Genomic DNA, 22562 nt, shown 5'->3' on the forward strand with positions numbered 1-22562 from the left:
CAACATGACCAATCAGCAGACCGAAAACCCATCACCGATACAACACGCACGGCAATACCGCAAATTGGCCGGCAGCCTGTTTCTTTTGCTGACATTAATGATAACTGCCGGTTATTGGCTATTGCACAGCCAATCCGGCTTACGATGGATTGCCGCAGCCGTCAATCGCTGGCACGGCGCTACGATCGAACTGACCGGTGTGCACGGCACGCTGCAAGACCTGCACATTGAGAATATTCAGTTCAGAAACGATGACCTGAAACTCACGTTGCACAACCTCCGCATCGATTGGAATCCAGCGCAATTGTTGCACCGGCGGATCAGCATCAACCGGTTGGCGTTGGCGGCAATCCATATCGATCACCATACGACTGAGACCGAATCGTCGCCGAAGTCAGCACCGGAAAGCCTGCAGTTACCATTCGGATTATCGCTTGCAGCCATGACTGTCGATGCGATTCACTTCAATGCAGCAACGCTGGAAAACGCCACGCCCGCAATATCCGGTCTGGCGCTGGCACTGGACAGCGATGGCCGGCATCACCGGCTCACACAATTGAATTTTGCGACACCTTGGACAACTGTCCGGTCGCAGGCGGAGCTCGACGGCAACGCGCCGTTCGCGTTGTCCGCCCGCATCGATGCGACGGCCGCCGGCTCATGGGGCGACATTGAAGCAATTATCTCCGGTAATCTGCAACAACTCTCGGTGCAAGCCGTCAACAAACCACCCGCAGCGAAAATGGAACTGCAAGCGCAGCTGCAACCCTTTACTGCGAATCCGATAATTCACTTAAATGTCATCGCGGAACAGTGGAACCCGGCCGATTTCTTGGCCGCGGCACCGCAGGCTAAGCTGTCGTTGTCAGTACAGCTGGCGCAAAACGAAGTCAGGCAATTGGCAGGCACTGTTCATATTGAAAATCATGCGACTGCACCGCTCGATCACAATGGTGTTCCGGTTTCCACCATCCATACGCACGTACTGGTCACGCCGGAATTATTGATACTGCCGGATTTTCATACGCAACTGGGCAAGAACGGCACGGTACGCGGCAAATTGGCTTGGGACAGGAATCGGCATGTTCTCACCGCAAACTTGGCAGTCGAACAGCTTGATCCGCGGCAAATCGACAGCCGCCTGCAAACCGCAGCAATCTCCGGCAACATCGCGCTTTCCGGCGATACGAGAAAACAATCCGCACGCATTGATCTACGCGACCGCTCGTTGCGGTTGACCGCTGACATGGCACGTAGCGGCGATCAATTCGAGCTTGAACGATTCAATTTGCAGCGCAACCAATCGCGTTTAACCGGTCAAGGCCGGTTGCGGCTGACTGAGGAACAACCGTTTGAGTTATCGGGACAATTGGTTCGCTTCAACAGCGCGGACTTCATGCAAACGGTCGATTCCGATCTGAACGCCACGCTGCAGTTATCCGGCCATCTGACTCCGGAAGTGACCGGCACCCTGAAATATGCGATCGGAAAAAGCCGACTGGCGAAATCGCCGGTCAGCGGCTCGGGCGAAATTGCCCTGATCGGTATCGGCCGGTTCAGCGGCAAAGCCGAATTGCTGGCCGGGTCGAACCAAATACACGCGCAAGGCCGCATCGATGATTCGCAACACGATGTGCAACTGACGGTGAATGCACCGGCATTGGCGCAATTGGGATTGGGACTGTCGGGTGATCTGCACACCCAGCTTACTTTTCGCGGCAGCATCGAAGCGCCGGATCTTGATTGGAAGCTCACCAGCCAGCGGCTGGGTTTGCCAGGCAAGCAACGACTTTCCGGCGTATCCGCCAGCGCGCGGTGGCACAAAGATACTGTTGCGCTGAATATTGCTGTCGACACTTACCATGCGCATGAACAAGCAACGATCAAGCAATTGATCGCCACCCTCGACGGCAAAACCGACCACCATCACCTGACGGTCAAAGCCGATCTCAACCAGGATATCGCCTTCCGGCTGGCGGCTAACGGTGGCTTGAGCCACGTAAAATCCGGTCAACCGCTGCAGTGGCACGGCCAACTGACCGAGCTTTCAACCACCGGCAATATGCCGATTCAGTTGCTGGCACCGGCAGCGTTAACAGTCAGCACGGCTTCGTTTTCCTTAGAACACGCCAGTTTGTCGATTTCCAGCGGTTCGGCTCGCATCGAGCAATTACACTGGACACCGCAGAGCTGGAAAACCCGCGGCAATTTTTCCGGCATCGCGCTGCTTCCCGGCGCACCGCAGCGCACACAAAGTATTCCGTTGCAATTGGGTGGCCGCTGGCATTTCGATTCCGCCGCGCACCTGACCGGTGAATTGCTCATCCATCGTGAGCGCGGCGATTGGTATTTACCCGGCGACCTGCCGCAACCGCTGGGATTGCAAAAGCTGCAACTGCAAGCAACCGCCGCACAAGGAAAATTGTCCGGGCAATTCGAATTGAACAGCACAGCACTCGGTATCGCGACGGCGGATATGACGCTGCCATTGCAGCAAACGCAATCGCAGTGGTCCATCTCCCGGGGATCGTCGCTGCAGGGCAACATTCGCGCCGCCATCACCAGCCTGAAATCGCTCAATCCTTTGCTCGGCGGTAACTTGCATAGCGACGGCGAATTGCGGATTGAAGCCGGTATTCATGGCACACTGCAACAACCCGACATCAGCGGCAAGGTGTCCGGCACCGGCTTAAGCCTGGCTTTGCTGGAACAGGGAATACGCCTGCAGCAAGGCACCCTGGACGCGCATTTTCAGCAAGCGGATTTGCATATCGACCGGCTGCATTTCACCAGCCCGCATGCACCGCCGCCGGATAAGCGCTTGTTCCGCGAACTGGCACTGAAAAGCGAAGCCGGTTCGCTGACGGTTGCCGGCAAGATCGGATTGGCCGGTAACCCGAGCCAGCTCGATTTCACCATCGACCAGCTGCCGCTCGCGCACAAGACCGATTACTGGATTGCCGCTTCCGGAACCGGCGCAACCCGCTGGCAGAAAGACCGTCTCAGCATCAGCGGCGATTTACGTGCCGACGCCGGGTTGATCATGCAACCGCCGGAAGGCCGCCCGGGACTGCCGGATGATATTGTTCTGGTGAACACCTCTGCGTCACAGCGTTCGCAGAAAGTGCCGTTGCATCTGGATATGGCACTCAATCTGGGTGAGAAATTCTATATTCGCGCGTCCGGTCTGGAAGGCCGCTTGAGCGGACAACTGCAAGTCCGCAATGACAACCAGCAGCAACTCAAACTCACCGGCACCATCGCCGCGCAAGATGCCGCATTCAAAGCATACGGCCAGAACTTGACGGTCAAACGCGGTATCGTCAGCTTCCAAGGCCCGCTCGACGATCCCAACTTGAATGTGCTGGCAGTGCGGGAAGGTCTGGCAGTTGAAGCCGGTGTCGAAATTGCCGGATCGGTACGCCACCCGCGTGTGAAACTGGTATCGACGCCGGATGTCCCCGACACCGAGAAATTATCCTGGATCGTACTGGGCAGAAAACCCGATACCAGCGGCCTCGACACCTCGGTGCTGCTATCAGCCGCCGGATCGATACTCGGCGGCCAATCCGGCAACGGCATCACCGATCGAATCACAGAAGCGCTCGGTGTCGACGAAATCACGTTCAAACAAGCCGGTGTTGGCAGTTCATTGAGCGGGCAGATCGGCGTGATCGGTAAACGTATTTCGTCGCGCGCCTACTTGAGCTACGAACGCAGCCTAACCGCCACGACCATGGGTATTACGAAATTGACCTACAATCTGACGCCCAAAGTCACCGTCGTCACCCAGGCCGGTGAGGACAGCGCGATCGATTTGTTTTACACCATCCAATTTGATTGAACGTACGATACCGGTTGACGCATCGAGGCCACAAACTCGCCAATAAAGAAGATCAATTCGAACCATATTCTGATTCAATCGAGGAATACAAATTTATCTTGTGCGATAATTGCAGTCCTTGAATAGAATACTATGCACTCTTCGTTGTACCACATTATCCCTATCCCGACTCACAGATGACATACTCAAAGAAGCTATTATTTACTGTAACAAGCAGCATCCTTTTTTTAACTATCATTCATTCTGGCGTTCTTCAAGCCAGCAATTCGAGTACTTTTCAAACTACTGATTTAGGAAAGTTTTTAAAAGATAAGCGAATAGAACTGGGTGGTTGGGTTCATGGCGGTGCAACATTCAATCCGAGCCAAAACAGCGGTTTCAACGGCCCTGTCGCTTTTGCCGATCAGGCCAATCGGTTCCAATTGAATCAATTTAATTTATTCGTAAAACGCCCGGTCATATCCGAAACCAATCGATGGGATATCGGCGGACGAGTTGATTTTATGTTTGGAACAGATGCTATTTATACACAAGCTTTCGGCGTGCCAACCTTTGATGTCAATTCCGGTGAACCATTGAAAAGAAGTACTTGGGATCTTAGTTTGTGTTGCGCTTCGACAAAATTTTATGATATTGCATTGCCGCAGGCTTTTCTTGAAGTGTATGTGCCGATTGGCCAGAACGGCCTTAATCTAAAAATCGGACATTTTTACTCACCAACCGGTTTTGAAACGGTTCCTGCACCGGATAACTTTTTCTATACGCGCGCGTATTCTTTCAATGCAGGGGAGCCTTTTACGCATACCGGCTTACAAGCCACTTATCCTATTAATAATAATTGGACCGTTTCAGGAAGCGCCGTCACTGGCAGCGCTACCGGCGGGTGGGATGGCGGTTGGAACAGACAGTTAGGCAATTGGAGCGGTATAGGCGGTATCACATGGACAAGCGATAGTCAGGCAACGACACTCAATGTTACCGGTACCTATGGAGAAACTTCCATGCACAGCAGTGCGTCTTGGGCAATGTACAATACTGTGCTGCAACACAAAATCAATCCCCAAACCTTGTTGGTTTTACACCATGTTCACGGGTTTGCGAACAACGTTCTACTGAATAATTTAAAGTATACCAATGAGGTGAAAGATGTTCAGTGGATGGGTGTTGTCACACACTTGTATTATGATTTGACTGAAAATGTATCGCTCGGTGCACGCGCAGAGTGGTTTCGCGACAAGGACGGTTTCCGTAATCCGTCACCTTTCCGCATTGCTGCAGCCACCAATATTGTCAATGGCACACTGACAAGTTACGCTGGCGATATCAATAGCGTGACAATTACACCGGCGGATTACTATTCCGCAACTGTCGGGATCAACTGGAAAATAGCCAAAACCTTAAAGCTTCGCTGGGATTCTCTAAAGAAACTGAATATTCGCCCTAATATTCGTTATGACAGGGTGGATGCTTACCGTGCAGCTGCTTATAGACCGTTTGCAGGCAATAAAGATCAGATTCTATTTTCACTGGATTTTACGCTCCCTTTTTGAGTGAGATTACGATTCTAATTCTCTAAGGGATTTTGGACTTTAAAGACCAACCACCGAATGAGATCGGTGGTTGTTCGTCACTTTATCAAAGACCTTTGTTGCCAGAATACTCTGAGTACTCCGAAATCTCCGATGTAAAGTCACGATCTTGATTTGTTTCTACTTTCTTAATTTGATTACTTTTTTGCCCTAGCTGCTCCATTGCCATTTTTCTATGGAAATCAGCAAATATCAGACTTTCCCTTATAGCTTTCTCGTATGCTCGAACATTTGCTGCAGCATGCGATTGAGCATCCAGGCCTTGTCTGCCAAAGTAATAAGGACGTGCTTCATATTCCTGAAGTATTTTTTTGTTTTCCTGCAACCTTAATTTTGCATCTTTGGCAACACCTTCGTAATATTTTACTAAGGCGCCATGATCGTTACTTGAAATACCTGTTGGTTTAGCTACTGATGAGCCCATCTGCGCGCAAGCAACTAACACAGAGAGCATTAATAATAAGGAAGATAATTTGAGTACTTTTTTGATGGGTACTCTCCAGTCATAAATAAATGTTGTCATTTTCATTCCTCCAAAATGCGTTCAGTATAGGTTGGAAAAGCTTTCATGTATGTTGGAAAAATCATTTCAGTTGATTTCATCTTACATCCCCTCCCCGGTCGCATATTGAGCGAAAAAAACCTCGCAATTACTTTCATATCAAATTTCTCCTATTGCTAGATTAAGCGTTCATACAAACATAAACATTGTTATCCGCTAATGAAAAACATCATTCCCGCTGGATGAGTTCATTAACCCCTTTTTAGTTAAGGTCAAGAAATATAAGACTTTTTCTCAACCAGACTGCAGTGTACCACAAACAAAAATTAATTCCAACAATATATCCGACTTTTTTACTCAGGAATAGTTCATTGTCACTATTAATACCTGATAAAATTTAGGAAACTAACGGATGAAGAAGAGAAAAACGACATCCAGTCTATCGAATCAGGAAAAATTTCAGCAAAATTCTCGAGGTTGTAGCGACCAAGTGAATTTTGGCAATACGGATCCACGATATCATGATCAGATCCAATTACACTCTCTCGTTTAACCCTAGCCGCTCCATACGGTAACGCAGCGAACGTACGGTAATTCCCAATGTCTTGGCCGCTTTTGTGCGATTGTAGCGACTTTCATTCAGCGCTTTGACAATGGAATCTTTTTCCAGTTTGTCGAGATAATCCTGAAGTGGAAAGCCTGCCCCTAAGTCAACAGGAAATAGGGTAATGGAAGTTTCTTGGATCGCTCTAGCCTTATGAGGCAGTTGCAACTCATCTTTGCCGATCTCGGTATCAAAACAGAGCGCCAGGGTACGCTCGAGTATGTTTTCGAGCTCGCGCACATTACCGGGATAATCGTAGTTCATCAGCATGGTCAACGCATCTTTCTTCAAGTTGCATACGGACCGCCCTGCTTCGCGGCATAGTTTCACAAGCACTGCTTGCGCGATGAGCGGAATATCCTCGCGCATTTCATGCAATGCCGGCATATTGAGTTCGATTACATTGAGGCGATAATACAAATCCTGCCTGAATTGCCCAGTTTCAACGCACTGACCGAGTTTTTTGTGCGTTGCACTGATGATACGCACGTCGACACTTTTCTCTTGAGTTTCACCAATCCTTCTGACTTGTTTCTCCTGAATCACCCGCAACAATTTGACCTGCATCGTCAGCGGCAAATCGGCGACTTCATCCAGAAATAAAGTACCGCCGTTCGCGGTCAGAAAAAAGCCGTCGTGATCTTTGTCGGCACCGGTAAAAGCTCCTTTCTTGTAGCCGAAAAACTCGCTTTCCATCAAATTTTCCGGAATAGCTCCGCAATTCACGGCAACAAAAGGCTGTTTGTGGCGCGCGCTTTTTTCATGAATCATTCTTGCCGCAAGCTCTTTACCGCTACCGGACTCCCCGCTGATATAAACCGACGCCTGGCTCCGTGAAAGTTTGTCGATGGTCGCGCGCAATTGGCGCATCGGCTGCGATTCCCCCAACAATGTACGTTGCTGCGACACTTGCGATGCCGATTCGGATTGCATCGGCGGCAAGCTTAAAGCGGACTTGACCAGATCCCGCAATTGTTTTAACGAAACCGGCTTGGGCAGGTAATCGAAAGCTCCGGCTTTAAGTGCAGCCACGGCATTTTCCGTCGTACCATGCGCCGTAATGACAGCCACCGGCAAATCGGCGCAATGCTGCGCAATATATCGTACCAACTCCAATCCTTCCCCATCCGGCAACCGCATATCGGTAAGGCACAATTGAAACTGCCGCGATTGCAATAGCTGTATAGCGTCACGAACACACTTTGCGCTGGAAACATCCATTCCCATCCGAGCGATCGTCAGCTCAAGCAGCTCGATGATATCGGGCTCGTCGTCCACAATCAGAATATGTGGAGAAGCAGTTTTTCGATCAGGATTGGCAATCCGTTCGCTATCTATAGACATGGCTGATCGCTTTTGCAAATAATCCGGAAATGCCCGCCGCCAGTCTCCTCAATATAACCCAATGAAGCCTGATTGGTTTCACATAATTCGCGTGCAATATATAAACCTAAGCCGGTACCACCAGCAGCCTTGGTAAAGAATGGTTCAAAAATCTGTTTTATCTGTTGCGGATCAACACCCGCACCATCATCCACGATATCCAAGCAAACATTATTTTCATTCGCCGATGCGGACAATCCGACATGAATACTGCCGTTTTGCTGGCGGCAATGCCGCCACGCATTGCGGCATAAATTCCACAATATCTGATGCAAATGGTCACGATCAAAACTAATCATATGATTGTTATCGTTCTTTAATACAAAAGCATTTCCGTTGATTTTCTCCGCATGGCAAAATTCCTCGAGAAATTTTTGCACGAACTCATGCAGATCGAACAGGTCCGGTTTTGCGATATTGCGCCGATTAAGCTGTAGGACATCCTGAACGATCTTATTCAAGCGCCGGGTATTGTCGCAAATGATGCGCACTAACCGCGGATCGGTATCATTTTCAAGCTGCTCTTCCTCCAGTAATTCGGCTGCATGATTGATCGCCGACAGCGGATTACGGATTTCATGTGCAATATTGGCAGTCAGCCGTCCCAATGCCGCAAGCTTCAACTGCTGCAACTGCGTTTGTATACGACCCATATCCTCGAGGAAGATCACTACCCCATTACGACAATCCGCTTGAACCGGAAGAAAGCGTGTCCGTACCAAGGCGTTATTATTCCCCAAACGCAGCAAATCAAAGTTAATGCTGCTATCACCTTGCCAAGTCGTCAGCCGGGTAGCCAGTTCCGGCATGCAAGCCGATAATTTAAGCAATGGTGATTTTTCCGCAGATGGATTTAAATTGAGCAAACGCTCTGCGTAGCTATTGCGTTGCCGGATGTAGCCATGCTTATCAACAACCAGAACACCTTCTTGCAAATCCTGAATAACCAGTTGATTGACCTGTGCCATATTGGCCAGATCGATACCGCGTTCCTCGGCAAGCTGTTCACTGGCCAAGGAATGTTTGGCCAAACGATGCGCCAGCCAAGCAACGGCAAAATACGCCATGCTCAATAAGCCCGCTTGCGAATATTGTGCAGAATAAAAATCAACTGTCCATGAAGAATATGTTTCTTGTAGCAGTAGACTAATCGTTGCGACGGAAGCAAAAAATAACACGAGGCGGCCACGACTGATCAATCCCGCTTCTGTCAGCGATACCAGCAACAAAACCCCCAGACCGCTTGGCAAGCCGCCACTGGCGTAAAGCATTACCGAGAAAAAAACGATATCACTGATGACTTGGATAATCACCTGCTGATTAAAGCCGGGAAAACGCAACCGGATAAACAACATAAATAAAACACTAAACAGCACATGGCCTGCACCGGCATATAAAAACAGCGGGTAATGATACGAACCGAGATTGGTGAATCCGGATTTCCAAAAAACAATAAGCAAACTGCAGCCGATCACTAAGCGAAAGCAATTGAAATAATGAAGCGAACGCCAATGTTGATCGGTGTAACCGGTTGCCGCCGCAGCACAATCCAGCGGCCAGAATATTGAATGTTTAGTTTGTGATGAATATGTCGGAGTTAACACAAAAATCAGCTCAAGAAGAAGATTTTAAATACAAGTTACAATGCTCGTGACTGCAAAAATACTTTTTATGACTGCTGACCGCTTCGCTTTTCGGCAGATAAATACCGCACTGTGCGCAATTCACCATGTCTTCAACGGATTCCGGTGGAGATTCATCGTCTTTTTGTTTGGGTATGCGGATTTTGACCACCCAGTAAATCAACAGTGCTATCAGCAGGTAAAAAATTAACTTTCCCATATTGATTTCAAATACTTCCTATGGCATTTATCTGATTTATCCCATATTCCCCTCCTTGTACTGTTGCAAGTCAGGGATATAACAAACCGGATTTTATTTGCCACCGCTGATCGAGCATAGCAATTTTTCGTTATGGCAAATTATCGATTAACCGGGTTTTTATGGCTTATCAATAAAATATAGAGTGATATTTTCATCGAATCAATACTATTATTAATGATCCGAGAAATTTCAGATGACGGTCACAAAAAGCAGCAGCAACGCAAGCCGCTCACACGCCGGATTTGAAGAAATACTGAACTTGATAAGCGGGATGGAATAGAAAAGACCCTCGCCGGAAGGCGGCTATCGGCAGCGAACACTCAATGCAGTTATTCCTGTTTATTTTAATGATTGCGCGTAACCGCAAAGTCCGCCAATTGCATCAGACATTTTTTGTTTTCCGAATCCGGTAAGGAGGCTATCGCGGCCGTTGCGGTGGCAATTTCAGCCTCGGCGCATTTACGTGCATAATCCAACGCAGCGGTTCTCTGGATGACCTCCAGAACCGGCTGGAAGCCGTCTTTGCCACCATCCTCGATCGCCTTGCGGATTATACCGGCTTGTTCCGCTGTACCGACGCGCATGGCATAGATGAGCGGCAATGTCGGCTTACCTTCGGCCAGATCGTCACCCAAATTTTTCCCGATGTCCTGATTATTACCGGTATAGTCGAGCATGTCGTCGATGAGTTGAAAAGCGGTACCCAAATGCATGCCGTAAACCGACATGGCATTTTCCTCTTCCGGTGCGGCGTTGCCGAGAATCGCGCCTAAGCGGCTTGCCGCTTCGAACAGCTTGGCGGTTTTATAACGGATCACTTGCAGATAATTTTCTTCGGTCACTTGCGGATCGCGGCAATTGAGCAATTGCAGAACTTCACCTTCGGCAATCGTATTGGTCGCATCGGCTAACACTTGCATCACGCGCATATTGTCGACTTCCACCATCATCTGGAATGCTCTGGAATAGAGAAAATCCCCGACCAGAACACTGGCCGCGTTGCCAAACAATGCATTGGCGGTTTCCTTATTGCGCCGCAGTTGCGATTCATCGACAACATCATCGTGCAGTAACGTGGCGGTATGAATGAATTCGACAACCGCAGCCAGATCGTAGTGAAATTTGCCTTGGTAACCAAAAGCACCCGCCGATAGGATCACCAGCGCGGGACGTAAGCGCTTGCCTCCGCTATTGATGATATATTCGCTGACTTGGCGAATCAGAAGAACATGGGAATGCAGTTTTGCGCGGATGACATCGTCGACGATGTCCATATCTTGCGCGATGAAGCTTCTAATATTTTCGATTGACACAATAATACCTTGAAGAAAACGCTATGTTAGAAATGACAACACCCAAGTGTCAAGCATAAAGATAAAATGCGCGAAATTTTCCACCACAATCAAGGGTTATTTATGTATAATTCGCGGTTCTGTAAAAGGGAAGCATGGAGCTTAATATGTATGCGGTCATAAAAACCGGCGGTAAACAATATCGAATTCAAGTGGGTGAAAAGCTGAAAATTGAGCAACTGAAAGCGGAAAATGGCAGCGAACTCGTTATCGATCAGGTATTGATGGTAGCGGATGGCGACAAAGTATCGGTGGGAACGCCGCTCGTCAGTGGCGCCAAGGTAAGTGCAACGGTTCTCGGTCAAGGACGTCACGACAAGATCCGCATTTTCAAGATGCGCCGCCGCAAGCATTATCAAAAGCATCAAGGTCACCGGCAGAATTACACTGAAATACAGATCACCGGTATTTCAGCTTAAGGAGTAAGAAATGGCACATAAGAAAGCAGGCGGAAGTTCCAGAAACGGGCGCGATTCACATTCAAAACGGCTCGGTGTTAAGCGGTACGGCGGCGAATTGATCTCAGCCGGATCGATTATCATCAGACAACGCGGCACACAGGTTCATCCGGGCGAAAATGTCGGTATCGGTAAAGACCATACCTTATTCGCCAAAGTAGCGGGAAAAGTGAATTTCAGTATCAAAGGCGCATTGAAACGTAAAGTAGCAAGCGTGATACCGGTATAAAAAAACAAATCACTTGACCACTTTGAAGGCCCCGTCTAAAACGATGGGGCTTTTTTGTTTGCAGGCTGTGGTAAAAACAGCAACACATTAATAATCAGCTAGCTATGAAGTTTATCGACGAAGCGGTTATCCAGGTATCAGCCGGCAAAGGCGGTAACGGCGTCGCCAGCTTCCGGCGGGAAAAATACATTCCGCGGGGTGGACCTGATGGCGGCGACGGCGGCCGGGGCGGCAGCGTATTCGCCATAGCCGACCGCAACATCAACACCCTGATCGACTACCGCTTCGCCCGCATCCACCGCGCCAGGAACGGCCAGAACGGTCAAGGCTCGGACCGCTACGGCAAAAGCGCCGAAGATATTATCCTGCGCATGCCGGTTGGCACGCTGATCAAAGACATCAACACGGATGCAGTCGTCGCCGATCTGGTGCACGATCAGCAAAAAGTGCTGCTGGCCAAAGGCGGCACCGGCGGACTCGGCAATCTGCACTTCAAGTCCAGCACCAATCGCGCGCCGCGTCAATTTACCTTCGGCGAGCCCGGCCAGGAATTCGAACTGAAGCTGGAACTCAAAGTGCTTGCCGACGTCGGTTTACTCGGTATGCCGAACGCCGGAAAATCCACGCTGATCCGCGCGGTATCCGCCGCACGTCCCAAAGTGGCCGATTACCCGTTCACCACCCTGCACCCTAACCTCGGCATGGTGCGCGTCGACCAGAACCGCAGTTTCGTCATGGCTGATATTCCGGGGTTGATCGAAGGCGCGGCCGAAGGCGTGGGATTGGGTCACCGTTTTTTAAAACACTTGGCGCGTACCCGGCTGCTGCTGCATGTCATCGACATGATGCCGCCGAACGAAGAAACCGATCTGGTGCACGAGGCGCATGCCTTGGAAGCAGAATTGCGAAAATACGACGAAGCGCTGTATCAAAAACCGCGCTGGCTGGTCATGAACAAAACCGACATGATGCCACAGGACAAACGCGACGAGATATGCCGTACGTTCGTCAAGAAATTAGGCTGGCAAGACAAATACTTCATCATCTCGGCATTGACCGGCGAAGGCTGTCAACTCCTGACTTACGCCATCATGGATTATCTGGAGCAGCATTTACCGCCGCAGCCCGAAAACCCGACCCCGGAAAACGAACTATCGAATCCATGTTAAAGCAAGCACGCCGCATCATCATCAAAGTAGGCAGCAGCCTGGTCACCAATCAAGGCAAAGGGCTCGATCACACCGCATTGGCCGGCTGGGCGGCGCAAATCGCCACGCTCAAGCAGATGGGCAAGGATATCATCCTGGTTTCGTCGGGCGCGATCGCCGAAGGCATGCAGCGCCTCAACTGGGAAAGCCGCCCGACCGCGCTGTATGAATTGCAGGCAGCCGCCGCCGTCGGTCAGATGGGATTGGCGCAAGCTTACGCTTCGAGCTTTTCGCAATACGGTCTGCAAACCGCGCAAGTGCTGCTGACGCACGAAGATCTGTCGAACCGCAAGCGCTATCTGAACGCACGCTCGACATTGACCACACTGCTCAAACTGAACATCATCCCGATCATCAACGAAAACGATACCGTCGCCACCGACGAAATCCGCTTTGGCGATAACGACACGCTAGCAGCGCTGGTCACCAACCTGGTCGAAGCCGATGCACTGGTGATTCTGACCGATCAGGCCGGTTTGTATACCAGCGATCCACGCAAGGATCCCAGCGCGAAATTATTGAGCGAAGTCCATGCCGGCGATCCGGCGCTGGAAAAAATGGCCGGCGGCGTCGGCAGCAGCATCAGCCGCGGCGGCATGCAAACCAAAGTGATCGCTGCCAAACGCGCGGCACGCAGCGGCGCCGACACGATCGTCGCCTCCGGACACGAAGACAACGTGCTGGTACGCCTCAGTCAGGATGAAGCCATCGGTACCCGTTTTGTGGCTAAACTGCCGGTTCTGGCGGCACGCAAGCAATGGCTCGCCGATTATTTGCAAGTGCGCGGTTACGTCACGCTCGACCACGGCGCGGTTAAAGCATTGACTGGCGACGGCAAAAGCCTGCTGCCGATCGGCGTGGTCGCGGTCAATGGCGAATTCGAGCGCGGCGAAACGGTGTCCTGTCTTGATCCGGGCGGACGCGAAATCGCCCGCGGCCTGATCAACTACAGCGCCGTGGAAACGCAAAAAATCCTGAAACAACCCAGCAGCGAAATAGAAGCGATTCTGGGTTACGTCGACGAACCGGAATTGATTCACAGGAACAATCTGGTTCTGCTGTAACCGCCACACCCCCGCCATTATGCCAGCCGAGTCAACCCAACGCATCGCCGCCATCGACTGGCTACGCGGCATTGTCATGATCCTGATGGCGCTCGATCACGCGTCGTGGTTTTTCAACGAGCAGCGCATTTTCGCCGACTCGGTATTGCTGTTCGAGCCCGGCACCCGCTTCGCCGCCGATCAATTCTTCACGCGCTGGATTACGCACATCTGCGCGCCGACTTTTCTATTTCTCGCCGGCACCTCGATCGCCATCAGCAACTTCCAGCGCCGCCAGCAAGGTATGAGTGCTGGCGTCATCGAGTACGAATTATTAATGCGCGGCGCGTTTATTGCCTTGCTGGACATCGGCCTGTTCTCGCTGATCGGCGGCAAACCGGTGCTGCAAGTGCTGTACGCCATCGGCATCAGCATGATGCTGATGGTCTATCTGCAACGTCTCGGCGCAGGTGCGGTTTTCTCGCTGGCGATTTTGATTATCGCCGGTGGTGAGTGGTTACTGGCGCTACTGTGGCAACCGGGTGGCGACGTGCCGCTCTGGCTCGCGCTCACGTTCGCACCGGATTTCGGCGACACCTACACCGTGCTCTACCCTGCCTTGCCGTGGCTCGGCATGATGATGCTCGGCTGGGCGTTCGGCGAACGGCTCATCGTCCATCCATCCGCTTCCTGGCAGCCGCAGCGCGTGCTGATGACCGCCGGGTGGTTTGCGTTGACGCTGTTCGTCATCATCCGTGGCCACGACGGTTACGGCAACCTGTTCATGCACTTGCAAGGCGATACCCTGATCGACTGGCTGCACGTCAGCAAGTACCCGCCCAGTCTGGCATACACGCTGCTGGAACTGGGCTTGATGGCGATCATGCTGTCGTTACTGATGCAGCTGGAATCGCGCAATAAAACCATCAACCCCAACAACCCGGTACTGCTGTTCGGCCAAACCGCGCTGTTTTTCTACCTCGCGCACTTCGCCGTGCTGACGGCACTGAAACCGCTGTTCGAACGCGGCAGCCTGGAACAAACTTACGCGATCACGCTGCTGGCACTGATCATTCTGTACCCCATCTGTCGCGCCTATCGCACATTGAAATGGCGATATCCCCATAGTCTTTTGCGCTTTCTGTAGAATGCCACTGACCGATCGGTTTATCAGGAAATTCCTAGATACTTCTTACAGGTGTTCATCTCATCTCCGCTATTTACACCAGAAAATTTCAACGGCTAATTGCTGCATAGCCGGTACTTCCCTTAATGCTCGGCTTATTTCGCTTTCAGTGCTAATGGATTTAGCGTCAGTTGCTGATAATAATTCACCCACGAAGCGTATTTCTCCGGCATCGCCCATACGCGATAATGCAGACGCGACATGATGACCGGATCGCTCAACAGTACCAGACGGCGATCGCGATTGAGCTTATCAGGGGCTTCATTCAGCGCCTGCTCAACGTGACGATCGCGGGCAATCTCAAGCACCTTGCTCTCGCGGTGGCGCGCGGTGGCCATCGCCGTCGCCAGTGCGCTGAACGATGGATGAAACACGGCGTGCATAAAGCCATCGTCCAGCGTGCGGCTGCGATTCATCATCAGATAATTGTCTGTATCCACCAGTACCGGAGGCGGCGAATACTCTTCCGGAATCAGGAGCAACTTCCAGCGTTTGGCGCGCAGGCCAACGGACGAACGGCTGGAGATGACCGACACGAACGGCGACAGAATCAGCGAGAAGACAATAGGCGCCAACCAGAATAAGAAGCGCAGATCAAGCCACGCCATCCCTACGGCCCACACCAACCCCAGCAGCAGTTGAGAACCATGGCGCATAAGGGCTTCACTCCACGAGGTGGAATCATCGTCACGTTGTGGCGAATTCCACACTACCTCCCAGCCAAGAAATGCGCTGACCACAAATACGGTGTGAAATAGCATACGTACCGGTGCCAGCAGCACCGAAAAGAGTACCTCCAGTAGCAGAGAAATCGTGACGCGAATGAACCCACCGTACTCTTTCGTTCCCTTGCACCAGATAAGCAGAATACTCAGCAACTTGGGCAGGAACAGTAGCACCATGGTCGAGGCTAACAGCGCGATCGCCAGTTCCGGCTTCCACTGTGGCCACACCGGAAACAGCTGGCGCGGCTGCAGGAAGTATTGCGGTTCTGTAAGCGCATGCACCACCTGCAGCGCGGTGGAAAGCGCAAGGAACATAAACCATAGCGGCGCGGAAAGATAAGACATGACGCCGGTCAGGAACACCGCGCGGTGTACCGGATGCAAGCCCTTCACCAGAAATAGGCGGAAGTTCATCAGGTTGCCGTGACACCAGCGGCGGTCGCGCTTAAGCTCGTCCAGTAGGTTCGGCGGCAGTTCTTCATAAGAACCCGGCAGATCGTAAGCGATCCACACCCCCCATCCCGCACGGCGCATTAATGCCGCTTCCACGAAGTCGTGAGAGAGAATGGAGCCCGCGAAAGAGCCTTCACCCGGCAGAGGCGCCAGCGCACAGTGCTCAATAAACGGTTTCACACGGATGATGGCGTTGTGGCCCCAGTAGTGTGATTCTCCTAATTGCCAGAAGTGCAGGCCGGCAGTAAACAGCGGTCCGTAAACGCGTGTCGCAAACTGCTGGCAACGCGCGTAGAAGGTATTCATGCCTGAGGCTTTCGGCGACGACTGAATGATGCCGGCATTCGGGTTAGCCTCCATCAAGCGCACCAGATTGGTCAGGCACTCTCCTGACATCACCGAGTCCGCATCCAGCACCACCATGTAGCTGTACTGATTGCCCCAGCGGCGGCAGAAATCGTCAATGTTACCGCTCTTACGTTTCACGCGGCGGCGGCGGCGGCGATAGAAGATTTGACCTTCACCCTGAACCTCTGCAATCAGTTCCATCCACGCTTTCTGTTCCGCAACGCAGATATCAGGATTGTAACTGTCACTCAGAATATAGACATCGAAGTGCTGTTGTTGATCTGTCGCCTTCACTGATTCCCAGGTCGCACGCAATCCGGCGAATACGCGATCCACGTCTTCGTTGCAGATAGGCATAATCAACGCCGTACGATGCTCGGGATTGAGTGGCACATCCCCTGCCATCGATGCGGAAATACTGTACTTGTCTTTACCGATCAGTAGCTGCAGAAAGCCCATCAGTGCCGTCCAGAAACCGGCGGATATCCAACAGAAGAGAATAGCGAAAAGGATCAAAATGCCGCTTTGCAGTATATAAGGCAGCAATTGCATAAACGATATCCACGCATCCTGATCAATCATATCGACCAGATTGATCAGCGCCCAGCCCTGGTAAGGAAGGACAGTTTTCATATACCAAGTCGCAACCACGGTTTGCGACAACGTCAGCAGCAGCAAAATGTAGCGGCGGATAGTACCGGCAGTGCGCCATTTCTGTTCATGAGCTTGCTCTTCCTTCGTCAGTCGCGACACATAGCGCGGTGCGACATCGTGTCCACGCAGATGATCCCAGAATCGACCAATCGGATTAGTGCGCCACGGATCCGGTGACATCGGTGAACGTGTCACTTTGGGCATCGCTTTCAGTTGCGTACGATCTTCGTTGTCTTTGATCAGTTGCCCGCCAACCAGAGAATCAGGCCAGCTCCGCTCAAGCCGCACTTTCACAGACCCCAGCGGCGAATCATCTTCACGCGCATAGTGATGATGCTCAGGATCCAGCGCCTCATGAAGGGCGCGGATATTCATTGCCGGCAGCACCGCTTTCTCAGCGTCAGTCAGCGGCAGCGCGTCAATATACTCAGTCACCTTATTCATCGGCAGGTAGCTGATAGCTCCAAGTTTCACTCAGCGTCTGGTCACCGTTGACTAGCGCAGCACGCATCTCAGTGATTTTCTTCACATCTTGTACTTTTATCCGCAGCATCAGACGCCAACCTTTAATGACCGGGTTGTAACGCACGCTGCTCTCGACGATCTCACCGTTGTCGTCAATGCTGGTCTGCGCTACAACAGGAGTATCCTGCGGCAGCTTCTTCATCTCTGCGCCAGTAAAATCGACGACGAAGGCGATCGTGCCATCAGGTCGGCGAATGAGATTAGACTGTTTTACATCACCCGTTGAGCGCAGCGTCTGCATGACGTACGCGTTATCCGGCGCATGCAGTTTGTCTTCGTCGCGGCTGAAGGTGATGGTGTACTTGAAGTTCATCTCTTTATCAGCTTCCGGCAGTTGATCCGGCGTCCAAAAGGCGACGATGTTGTCGTTGGTTTCATCATTGGTCGGAATTTCCACCAGCTCGACTCTACCTTTGCCCCACTTTCCTTTCGGCGTTATCCACGCGCTCGGACGCAGATCGTAACGGTCATCCAGATCTTCAAAACGCAAGAACCGGCGGCCACGTTGCAGCAGACCAAAGCCCCGCGGATTTTCCGTGGAGAAACTACTGATGGCCAAACGTTTCGGATTGTTCAGCGGACGCCAGATCCACTCTCCATTACCGGCGTGAATGGATAGGCCATTAGAGTCATGTAACTCAGGACGGAAGTTCGTCATCGGAGAAGGCTGATTAGAGCCGAACAGGAACATGCTCGTCAGCGGCGCAACGCCGAGCTTGCCAACCTTGTCGCGCAGATAGATTTTCGATTGCACGTCGATGACAATATTGCGATCCAGAATCATGACAAAGCGGTAAGCACCCGTAGCACGGGGAGAGTCGAGTAGCGCATAGATTGTCAGTCGTTTGTCAGCCGGTTTAGGCCGCTCGATCCAAAATTCTCGAAACCGGGGAAACTCTTCGCCGGAAGGCAGAGCAGTATCGATAGCTAAGCCACGCGCGGAAAGACCATAAACCTGGCCGGCACCAACCACGCGGAAATAACTGGCACCAAGCATACTGAGAATTTCGTCGTTTTTACCTTTACTATTGATCGGATACAGTACTTTGAAGCCGGCAAAGCCAAGATCTTTCACTATGTCTTTATCATACTGGACATCGCCAAAATTGAAATAATCGGAACTGTATTTGATTTTATGTACCGACGTGGCGGTTACTTCATTAATTTCGATTGGCATATCGAAGTACATACCCTGATGATAAAACTCAAGCTTGAATGGAGTCTTCAGATTACTCCAGTAAGCTTTACCATGATTAAACTGAATCTGCTGATAATCCGCATACTTCATGTCGCGGAAAATAGAGGGCAAATTGCTTTTCGGCGTTTCGTAGCTTTTGCCGGCTAACGATCGAGCTTGTTTTGCAACATCATCGATGGTAAAGGCCCAAGCCGACGAGGCATACAGGGCTAACATCACTACCGAGCCCAACCAACGCATTCTCATCATTTGTGGTTTATGTTTCATCAGTTCATCCCTTGTGTGCTTATATCAGTCCGCTCCATTTTAATGGAAACTCAGGCAATCCGAACTGTTGTTAATTTTTAATCAGAAAATCCATAACTTCATTTTTGGCATTCACACTGCAGAAACAGTAGGTTATAAGTGGGTGCAAAAAATGTTTATTGTTTATGTAGACGCAATGCAGACAGCAAATCGAAATATACAGCTTGATAAATAATCCATTTTCTCCATTCAGTTTTTGTTCAGACAAAGCGGCGTAGATTGACGCCATCAGGAATTCACCTGGAACAAACAATACAAAGGAGAAATATCATGAGCACCACAACAAAAAAACTGACCAGTCTCGCCGCGATTGCATTGCTGTCCGTCAACCTGGCAGCACCTTCTTTGGCGCACGCGGATAGAGGTCATCATCACCGGCATCATCATGGTCATCATCACCATAAACACCATAGCCATTTCAACGGGTATGTCTACAGCCAACCGCGCGGCTACTATCAACCGTACTATCCGCAGCCGCAGTATAGCTATAATTACAGCTACTACCCTCCAGCTCCGGTTTATGCCGTTCCGCCTCAAATGATGATGGGCATCAATACCGGAAATGTGGACTTTATGTTACGCTTCTGATGCGAAAAGCGGGTGCCGGATAGCGATAAAAAGCATATCCCGCCCCGCTTAATCTTTATTTTCGGCGTGCAAGGATGCTGGGTTATGAACAAATGGCGGCAAGCATTACTGATAGCGTTGATCATGGGTACCGTACTGACGAACGCAACGGCCGGCCGGCAAAATACACCCAGTGAGCGCGGTAGCGCAAGCGATCCGGCTGCCGGTATTTCTGAGCAACGCGCAATTACGATTGCGCAGCAGCATTTCAAAGGCCGCGTGCTGGCGATCAATCAGACCGACCATCTGTATCGCGTCAAAATACTCAGCGATCAAGGCACTGTACACACAATTCTGATCAATGCGCTGGACGGTAGCGTCGTATCAACTCATTAATCTCGAAATGAATTCCATGATTCAATCCAACACGTTTTTTCGTTGTCATTGTGTAGTACAGGAGACCTGAATGCGTATCCTGGTTATTGAAGACGAATTCCGCTTGCAAAACCAAATCCGCCAGCAACTGGAAGCTGCCGGATATATGGTCGACACCTGCAGTAACGGTGACGAAGGCTTGTTTCTCGCCACGGAATACCCGCTCGATGCCGCCATCATCGATATCGGTTTGCCCGGTAAATCCGGCCTGGAAATTATCAAGACGCTGCGGGAACGCGGCAGCCTGCTGCCGATTCTGATCCTGACCGCACGCAGCAGCTGGCAGGATAAAGTGCAAGGATTGGAGATGGGTGCGGACGATTATCTGACCAAACCGTTCCAGATGGAAGAACTGCAAGCGCGGGTCAAGGCGCTGCTGCGGCGCGCCACCGGCATCCCGCAAACCCTATTGAAATGCGGTCCGGTCACAGTGGATGTCACAGCGCAATCGGTCACGGTCAACGGCGCAAATATTGAATTAACCTCGTTTGAATACCGTTTGCTGGAAGAGCTAGTACGCCACCATGGCGAAGTACTGTCCAAACATACGCTCGCCGACTATCTCTATCCGCACGACGAAGATCGCGACAGCAATGTGCTCGAAGTTATGGTCGGCCGATTACGCCGCAAACTCGACCCCGATGGCACATTAAACCCGATTGAAACCATGCGCGGACGCGGCTACCGCTTCACCCTGGATTGCAACAAATCGTCATGATGTCGCTCAATCAGCGCGTTTTATTCAGCGCGACGCTGGTATTGCTGATTTTTATCGTAGGCATTGCCTTGACGCTGGATCGCGCCTTCTACGATAGCGCACGCGTGGGTGTTAAGGATCGGTTATTTGCAAAATTGCTGATGCTGATGGGTGACGCCGAGGTGGAGGATTCCGGTGAACTGGATGTACCGACTAACTTACTCGATGCAGAACTCGGTCACGTCAATTCGGATACCTATGCCTTCATCATTGGCCCTACCAACACGATCATGTGGCGCTCCACGTCATCGCTGAACAAACCGATTCCGGCGATTGCGCTGCTGGATAAAGGAAAAAAAGAATTCGAGCAAATCATGCTCAACGATGAACCGCATTTTATCTACCGTTATGGCGTTGCCTGGGAGACACCGTCCGGCGATTACCCACTGACTTTCCATGTCATCACCGATACCGTGCTGTTCGAAGCGCAAATCGAGCACTACCGGGAAGATTTGTGGGGTTGGTTGGGTGTGATGGCTGCTTTCTTGCTGGCGACGCAGATGCTGGTATTGCGCTGGGGCTTGCTACCGCTGCGCAAGGTTTCCGTGGAGCTTGCCGCGATCGAATCCGGTCAGCAGGAGAGCCTCAAAGATACGTACCCCAGTGAGCTTAAACTACTGACCGACAGCATCAATTCCTTGATCACGCACGAACACAAGCAACAAAAACGCTACCGCAACGGTCTCGCCGATTTGGCGCACAGCCTCAAAACACCGCTCGCCGTGCTGCAAGGCGCGATTCATAGCGAAGACGATGAAACCATCCGGCGCAAAACCATTCAGGAACAAATCGAGCGCATGGATAACACCATCCAGTACCAATTACGCCGCGCCGCGACTGCCGGCAGTTCACCGGGAATGGGATTGATTCTGTTACGCCCGATGGCTGACCGCATCGTCAACACTGTCACCAAAGCCTACCGCAACAAGCATCCGGATATAATCGTGGAAATCGATGACACCATCGGTTTGCGCATCGACGAAGGCGACTTGATGGAATTGCTCGGCAACCTGGTCGACAACGCCTTTAAATGGTGCCGCCATAGCATCCATTTATCCGCTGGTTATGTGGAAACTCAAGTGGTGATCCAAGTCAAAGACGACGGCCCGGGCATCCAGCCGCACGAAATCGCCAGAATCCTGGAGCGTGGCGTACGCGCCGACCAATCCACACCCGGTCACGGTATCGGCCTGGCGATTGTGCGCGATATCATGCAGGTATACGGTGGCGAGCTATCGATTGAGAACAACCCAAGCAGCGGTCTTAGCGTGACTTTGCGTTTAAAGAAAAGCAAATAATGCTCGTGCTGAAC

At 51.3% G+C, this 22562-nt stretch carries 18 protein-coding genes; 11 read left to right on the plus strand and 7 right to left on the minus strand.

Features of this window, described 5'->3' with window-relative positions:
- Positions 1-4 precede the first annotated feature (4 nt).
- Entirely contained in the window at positions 5-3844 is a 3840-nt protein-coding gene (locus HRU78_10285) for a translocation/assembly module TamB domain-containing protein (GenBank protein ID QOJ23987.1), read from the plus strand.
- Between the two features lie 176 nt (positions 3845-4020).
- A complete protein-coding gene (locus HRU78_10290; protein QOJ23988.1) occupies positions 4021-5394 on the plus strand; it encodes a porin in 1374 nt (457 codons plus the stop codon).
- Positions 5395-5479: 85 nt separating this feature from the next.
- On the opposite strand, the gene HRU78_10295 is transcribed toward HRU78_10290, so the two are convergent.
- The 5 genes from HRU78_10295 to ispB all read right to left on the minus strand — a co-directional run bounded on the left by HRU78_10295 (position 5480) and on the right by ispB (position 11119).
- Positions 5480-5887 (minus strand): hypothetical protein, encoded by a 408-nt coding sequence (locus tag HRU78_10295; GenBank protein ID QOJ25012.1) that lies wholly within the window; start codon positions 5885-5887, stop codon positions 5480-5482.
- A gap of 583 nt (positions 5888-6470) precedes the next feature.
- The gene (locus HRU78_10300) at positions 6471-7883 is read right to left on the minus strand and encodes a sigma-54-dependent Fis family transcriptional regulator (protein QOJ23989.1); all 1413 of its coding nucleotides are present in this window, start codon (positions 7881-7883) and stop codon (positions 6471-6473) included.
- Positions 7874-9526, minus strand: coding sequence for a two-component sensor histidine kinase (locus HRU78_10305; GenBank protein QOJ23990.1), 1653 nt, complete (start codon positions 9524-9526; stop codon positions 7874-7876). Before HRU78_10305 ends, HRU78_10300 begins: the two co-directional genes overlap by 10 nt.
- A 10-nt stretch (positions 9527-9536) precedes the next feature.
- Positions 9537-9764, minus strand: a complete 228-nt coding sequence (locus tag HRU78_10310; protein QOJ23991.1) for a hypothetical protein — start codon at positions 9762-9764, stop codon at positions 9537-9539.
- 386 nt (positions 9765-10150) lie between these two features.
- Positions 10151-11119 carry an octaprenyl diphosphate synthase gene (ispB, locus tag HRU78_10315; protein ID QOJ23992.1) on the minus strand — a complete coding sequence of 323 codons (969 nt, stop codon included), beginning with the start codon at positions 11117-11119 and terminating at the stop codon, positions 10151-10153.
- A gap of 146 nt (positions 11120-11265) precedes the next feature.
- Between ispB and rplU the strand changes: the two genes are divergently transcribed.
- The 5 genes from rplU (at position 11266) to HRU78_10340 (ending at position 15243) form a co-directional block, all read left to right on the plus strand.
- Complete coding sequence (rplU, locus tag HRU78_10320; protein QOJ23993.1) at positions 11266-11577, plus strand: 50S ribosomal protein L21; 312 nt, start codon at positions 11266-11268, stop codon at positions 11575-11577.
- 10 nt (positions 11578-11587) lie between these two features.
- Complete coding sequence (gene rpmA, locus HRU78_10325; protein ID QOJ23994.1) at positions 11588-11845, plus strand: 50S ribosomal protein L27; 258 nt, start codon at positions 11588-11590, stop codon at positions 11843-11845.
- 104 nt (positions 11846-11949) lie between these two features.
- Complete coding sequence (gene obgE / locus HRU78_10330; protein QOJ23995.1) at positions 11950-13014, plus strand: GTPase ObgE; 1065 nt, start codon at positions 11950-11952, stop codon at positions 13012-13014.
- On the plus strand, positions 12999-14117 hold the full coding sequence (locus HRU78_10335; protein QOJ25013.1) for a glutamate 5-kinase: 1119 nt from the start codon (positions 12999-13001) through the stop codon (positions 14115-14117). The genes obgE and HRU78_10335 overlap by 16 nt, the downstream gene beginning before the upstream one ends.
- A 19-nt stretch (positions 14118-14136) precedes the next feature.
- On the plus strand, positions 14137-15243 hold the full coding sequence (locus tag HRU78_10340; GenBank protein ID QOJ23996.1) for a DUF1624 domain-containing protein: 1107 nt from the start codon (positions 14137-14139) through the stop codon (positions 15241-15243).
- A gap of 134 nt (positions 15244-15377) precedes the next feature.
- On the opposite strand, the gene mdoH is transcribed toward HRU78_10340, so the two are convergent.
- Both mdoH and mdoG read right to left on the minus strand, forming a co-directional pair.
- Positions 15378-17906: a glucans biosynthesis glucosyltransferase MdoH gene (mdoH, locus tag HRU78_10345; GenBank protein QOJ25014.1), complete on the minus strand. Its 2529-nt coding sequence runs from the start codon at positions 17904-17906 to the stop codon at positions 15378-15380.
- Positions 17899-19434, minus strand: a complete 1536-nt coding sequence (gene mdoG, locus HRU78_10350) for a glucans biosynthesis protein MdoG (protein ID QOJ25015.1) — start codon at positions 19432-19434, stop codon at positions 17899-17901. Before mdoG ends, mdoH begins: the two co-directional genes overlap by 8 nt.
- A gap of 327 nt (positions 19435-19761) precedes the next feature.
- On the opposite strand from mdoG, the gene HRU78_10355 reads away from it, so the two are divergent.
- The 4 genes from HRU78_10355 (at position 19762) to HRU78_10370 (ending at position 22548) form a co-directional block, all read left to right on the plus strand.
- Positions 19762-20079 carry a hypothetical protein gene (locus HRU78_10355; GenBank protein ID QOJ23997.1) on the plus strand — a complete coding sequence of 106 codons (318 nt, stop codon included), beginning with the start codon at positions 19762-19764 and terminating at the stop codon, positions 20077-20079.
- 84 nt (positions 20080-20163) lie between these two features.
- Positions 20164-20454 (plus strand): PepSY domain-containing protein, encoded by a 291-nt coding sequence (locus tag HRU78_10360; protein QOJ23998.1) that lies wholly within the window; start codon positions 20164-20166, stop codon positions 20452-20454.
- A gap of 70 nt (positions 20455-20524) precedes the next feature.
- A complete protein-coding gene (locus tag HRU78_10365) occupies positions 20525-21211 on the plus strand; it encodes a response regulator transcription factor (GenBank protein QOJ23999.1) in 687 nt (228 codons plus the stop codon).
- Positions 21208-22548, plus strand: a complete 1341-nt coding sequence (locus tag HRU78_10370; protein QOJ24000.1) for a GHKL domain-containing protein — start codon at positions 21208-21210, stop codon at positions 22546-22548. The genes HRU78_10365 and HRU78_10370 overlap by 4 nt, the downstream gene beginning before the upstream one ends.
- The last annotated feature ends 14 nt before the right edge of the window (positions 22549-22562 follow it).

This window comes from Gammaproteobacteria bacterium, from assembly GCA_015709635.1.
Classification (GTDB): Bacteria; Pseudomonadota; Gammaproteobacteria; order Burkholderiales; family Nitrosomonadaceae; genus Nitrosomonas.

Bases quoted from the DNA above. Each gene is read 5' to 3' on its own strand.
- HRU78_10285 (QOJ23987.1), top strand. From the start codon at position 5: ATGACCAATCAGCAGACCGAAAACCCATCACCGATACAACACGCACGG.
- HRU78_10290 (QOJ23988.1), top strand. From the start codon at position 4,021: ATGACATACTCAAAGAAGCTATTATTTACTGTAACAAGCAGCATCCTT.
- HRU78_10295 (QOJ25012.1), bottom strand. From the start codon at position 5,887: ATGCTCTCTGTGTTAGTTGCTTGCGCGCAGATGGGCTCATCAGTAGCT.
- HRU78_10300 (QOJ23989.1), bottom strand. From the start codon at position 7,883: ATGTCTATAGATAGCGAACGGATTGCCAATCCTGATCGAAAAACTGCT.
- HRU78_10310 (QOJ23991.1), bottom strand. From the start codon at position 9,764: ATGGGAAAGTTAATTTTTTACCTGCTGATAGCACTGTTGATTTACTGG.
- rplU (QOJ23993.1), top strand. From the start codon at position 11,266: ATGTATGCGGTCATAAAAACCGGCGGTAAACAATATCGAATTCAAGTG.
- rpmA (QOJ23994.1), top strand. From the start codon at position 11,588: ATGGCACATAAGAAAGCAGGCGGAAGTTCCAGAAACGGGCGCGATTCA.
- obgE (QOJ23995.1), top strand. From the start codon at position 11,950: ATGAAGTTTATCGACGAAGCGGTTATCCAGGTATCAGCCGGCAAAGGC.
- HRU78_10340 (QOJ23996.1), top strand. From the start codon at position 14,137: ATGCCAGCCGAGTCAACCCAACGCATCGCCGCCATCGACTGGCTACGC.
- mdoH (QOJ25014.1), bottom strand. From the start codon at position 17,906: ATGAATAAGGTGACTGAGTATATTGACGCGCTGCCGCTGACTGACGCT.
- mdoG (QOJ25015.1), bottom strand. From the start codon at position 19,434: ATGATGAGAATGCGTTGGTTGGGCTCGGTAGTGATGTTAGCCCTGTAT.
- HRU78_10355 (QOJ23997.1), top strand. From the start codon at position 19,762: ATGAGCACCACAACAAAAAAACTGACCAGTCTCGCCGCGATTGCATTG.
- HRU78_10360 (QOJ23998.1), top strand. From the start codon at position 20,164: ATGAACAAATGGCGGCAAGCATTACTGATAGCGTTGATCATGGGTACC.
- HRU78_10365 (QOJ23999.1), top strand. From the start codon at position 20,525: ATGCGTATCCTGGTTATTGAAGACGAATTCCGCTTGCAAAACCAAATC.
- HRU78_10370 (QOJ24000.1), top strand. From the start codon at position 21,208: ATGATGTCGCTCAATCAGCGCGTTTTATTCAGCGCGACGCTGGTATTG.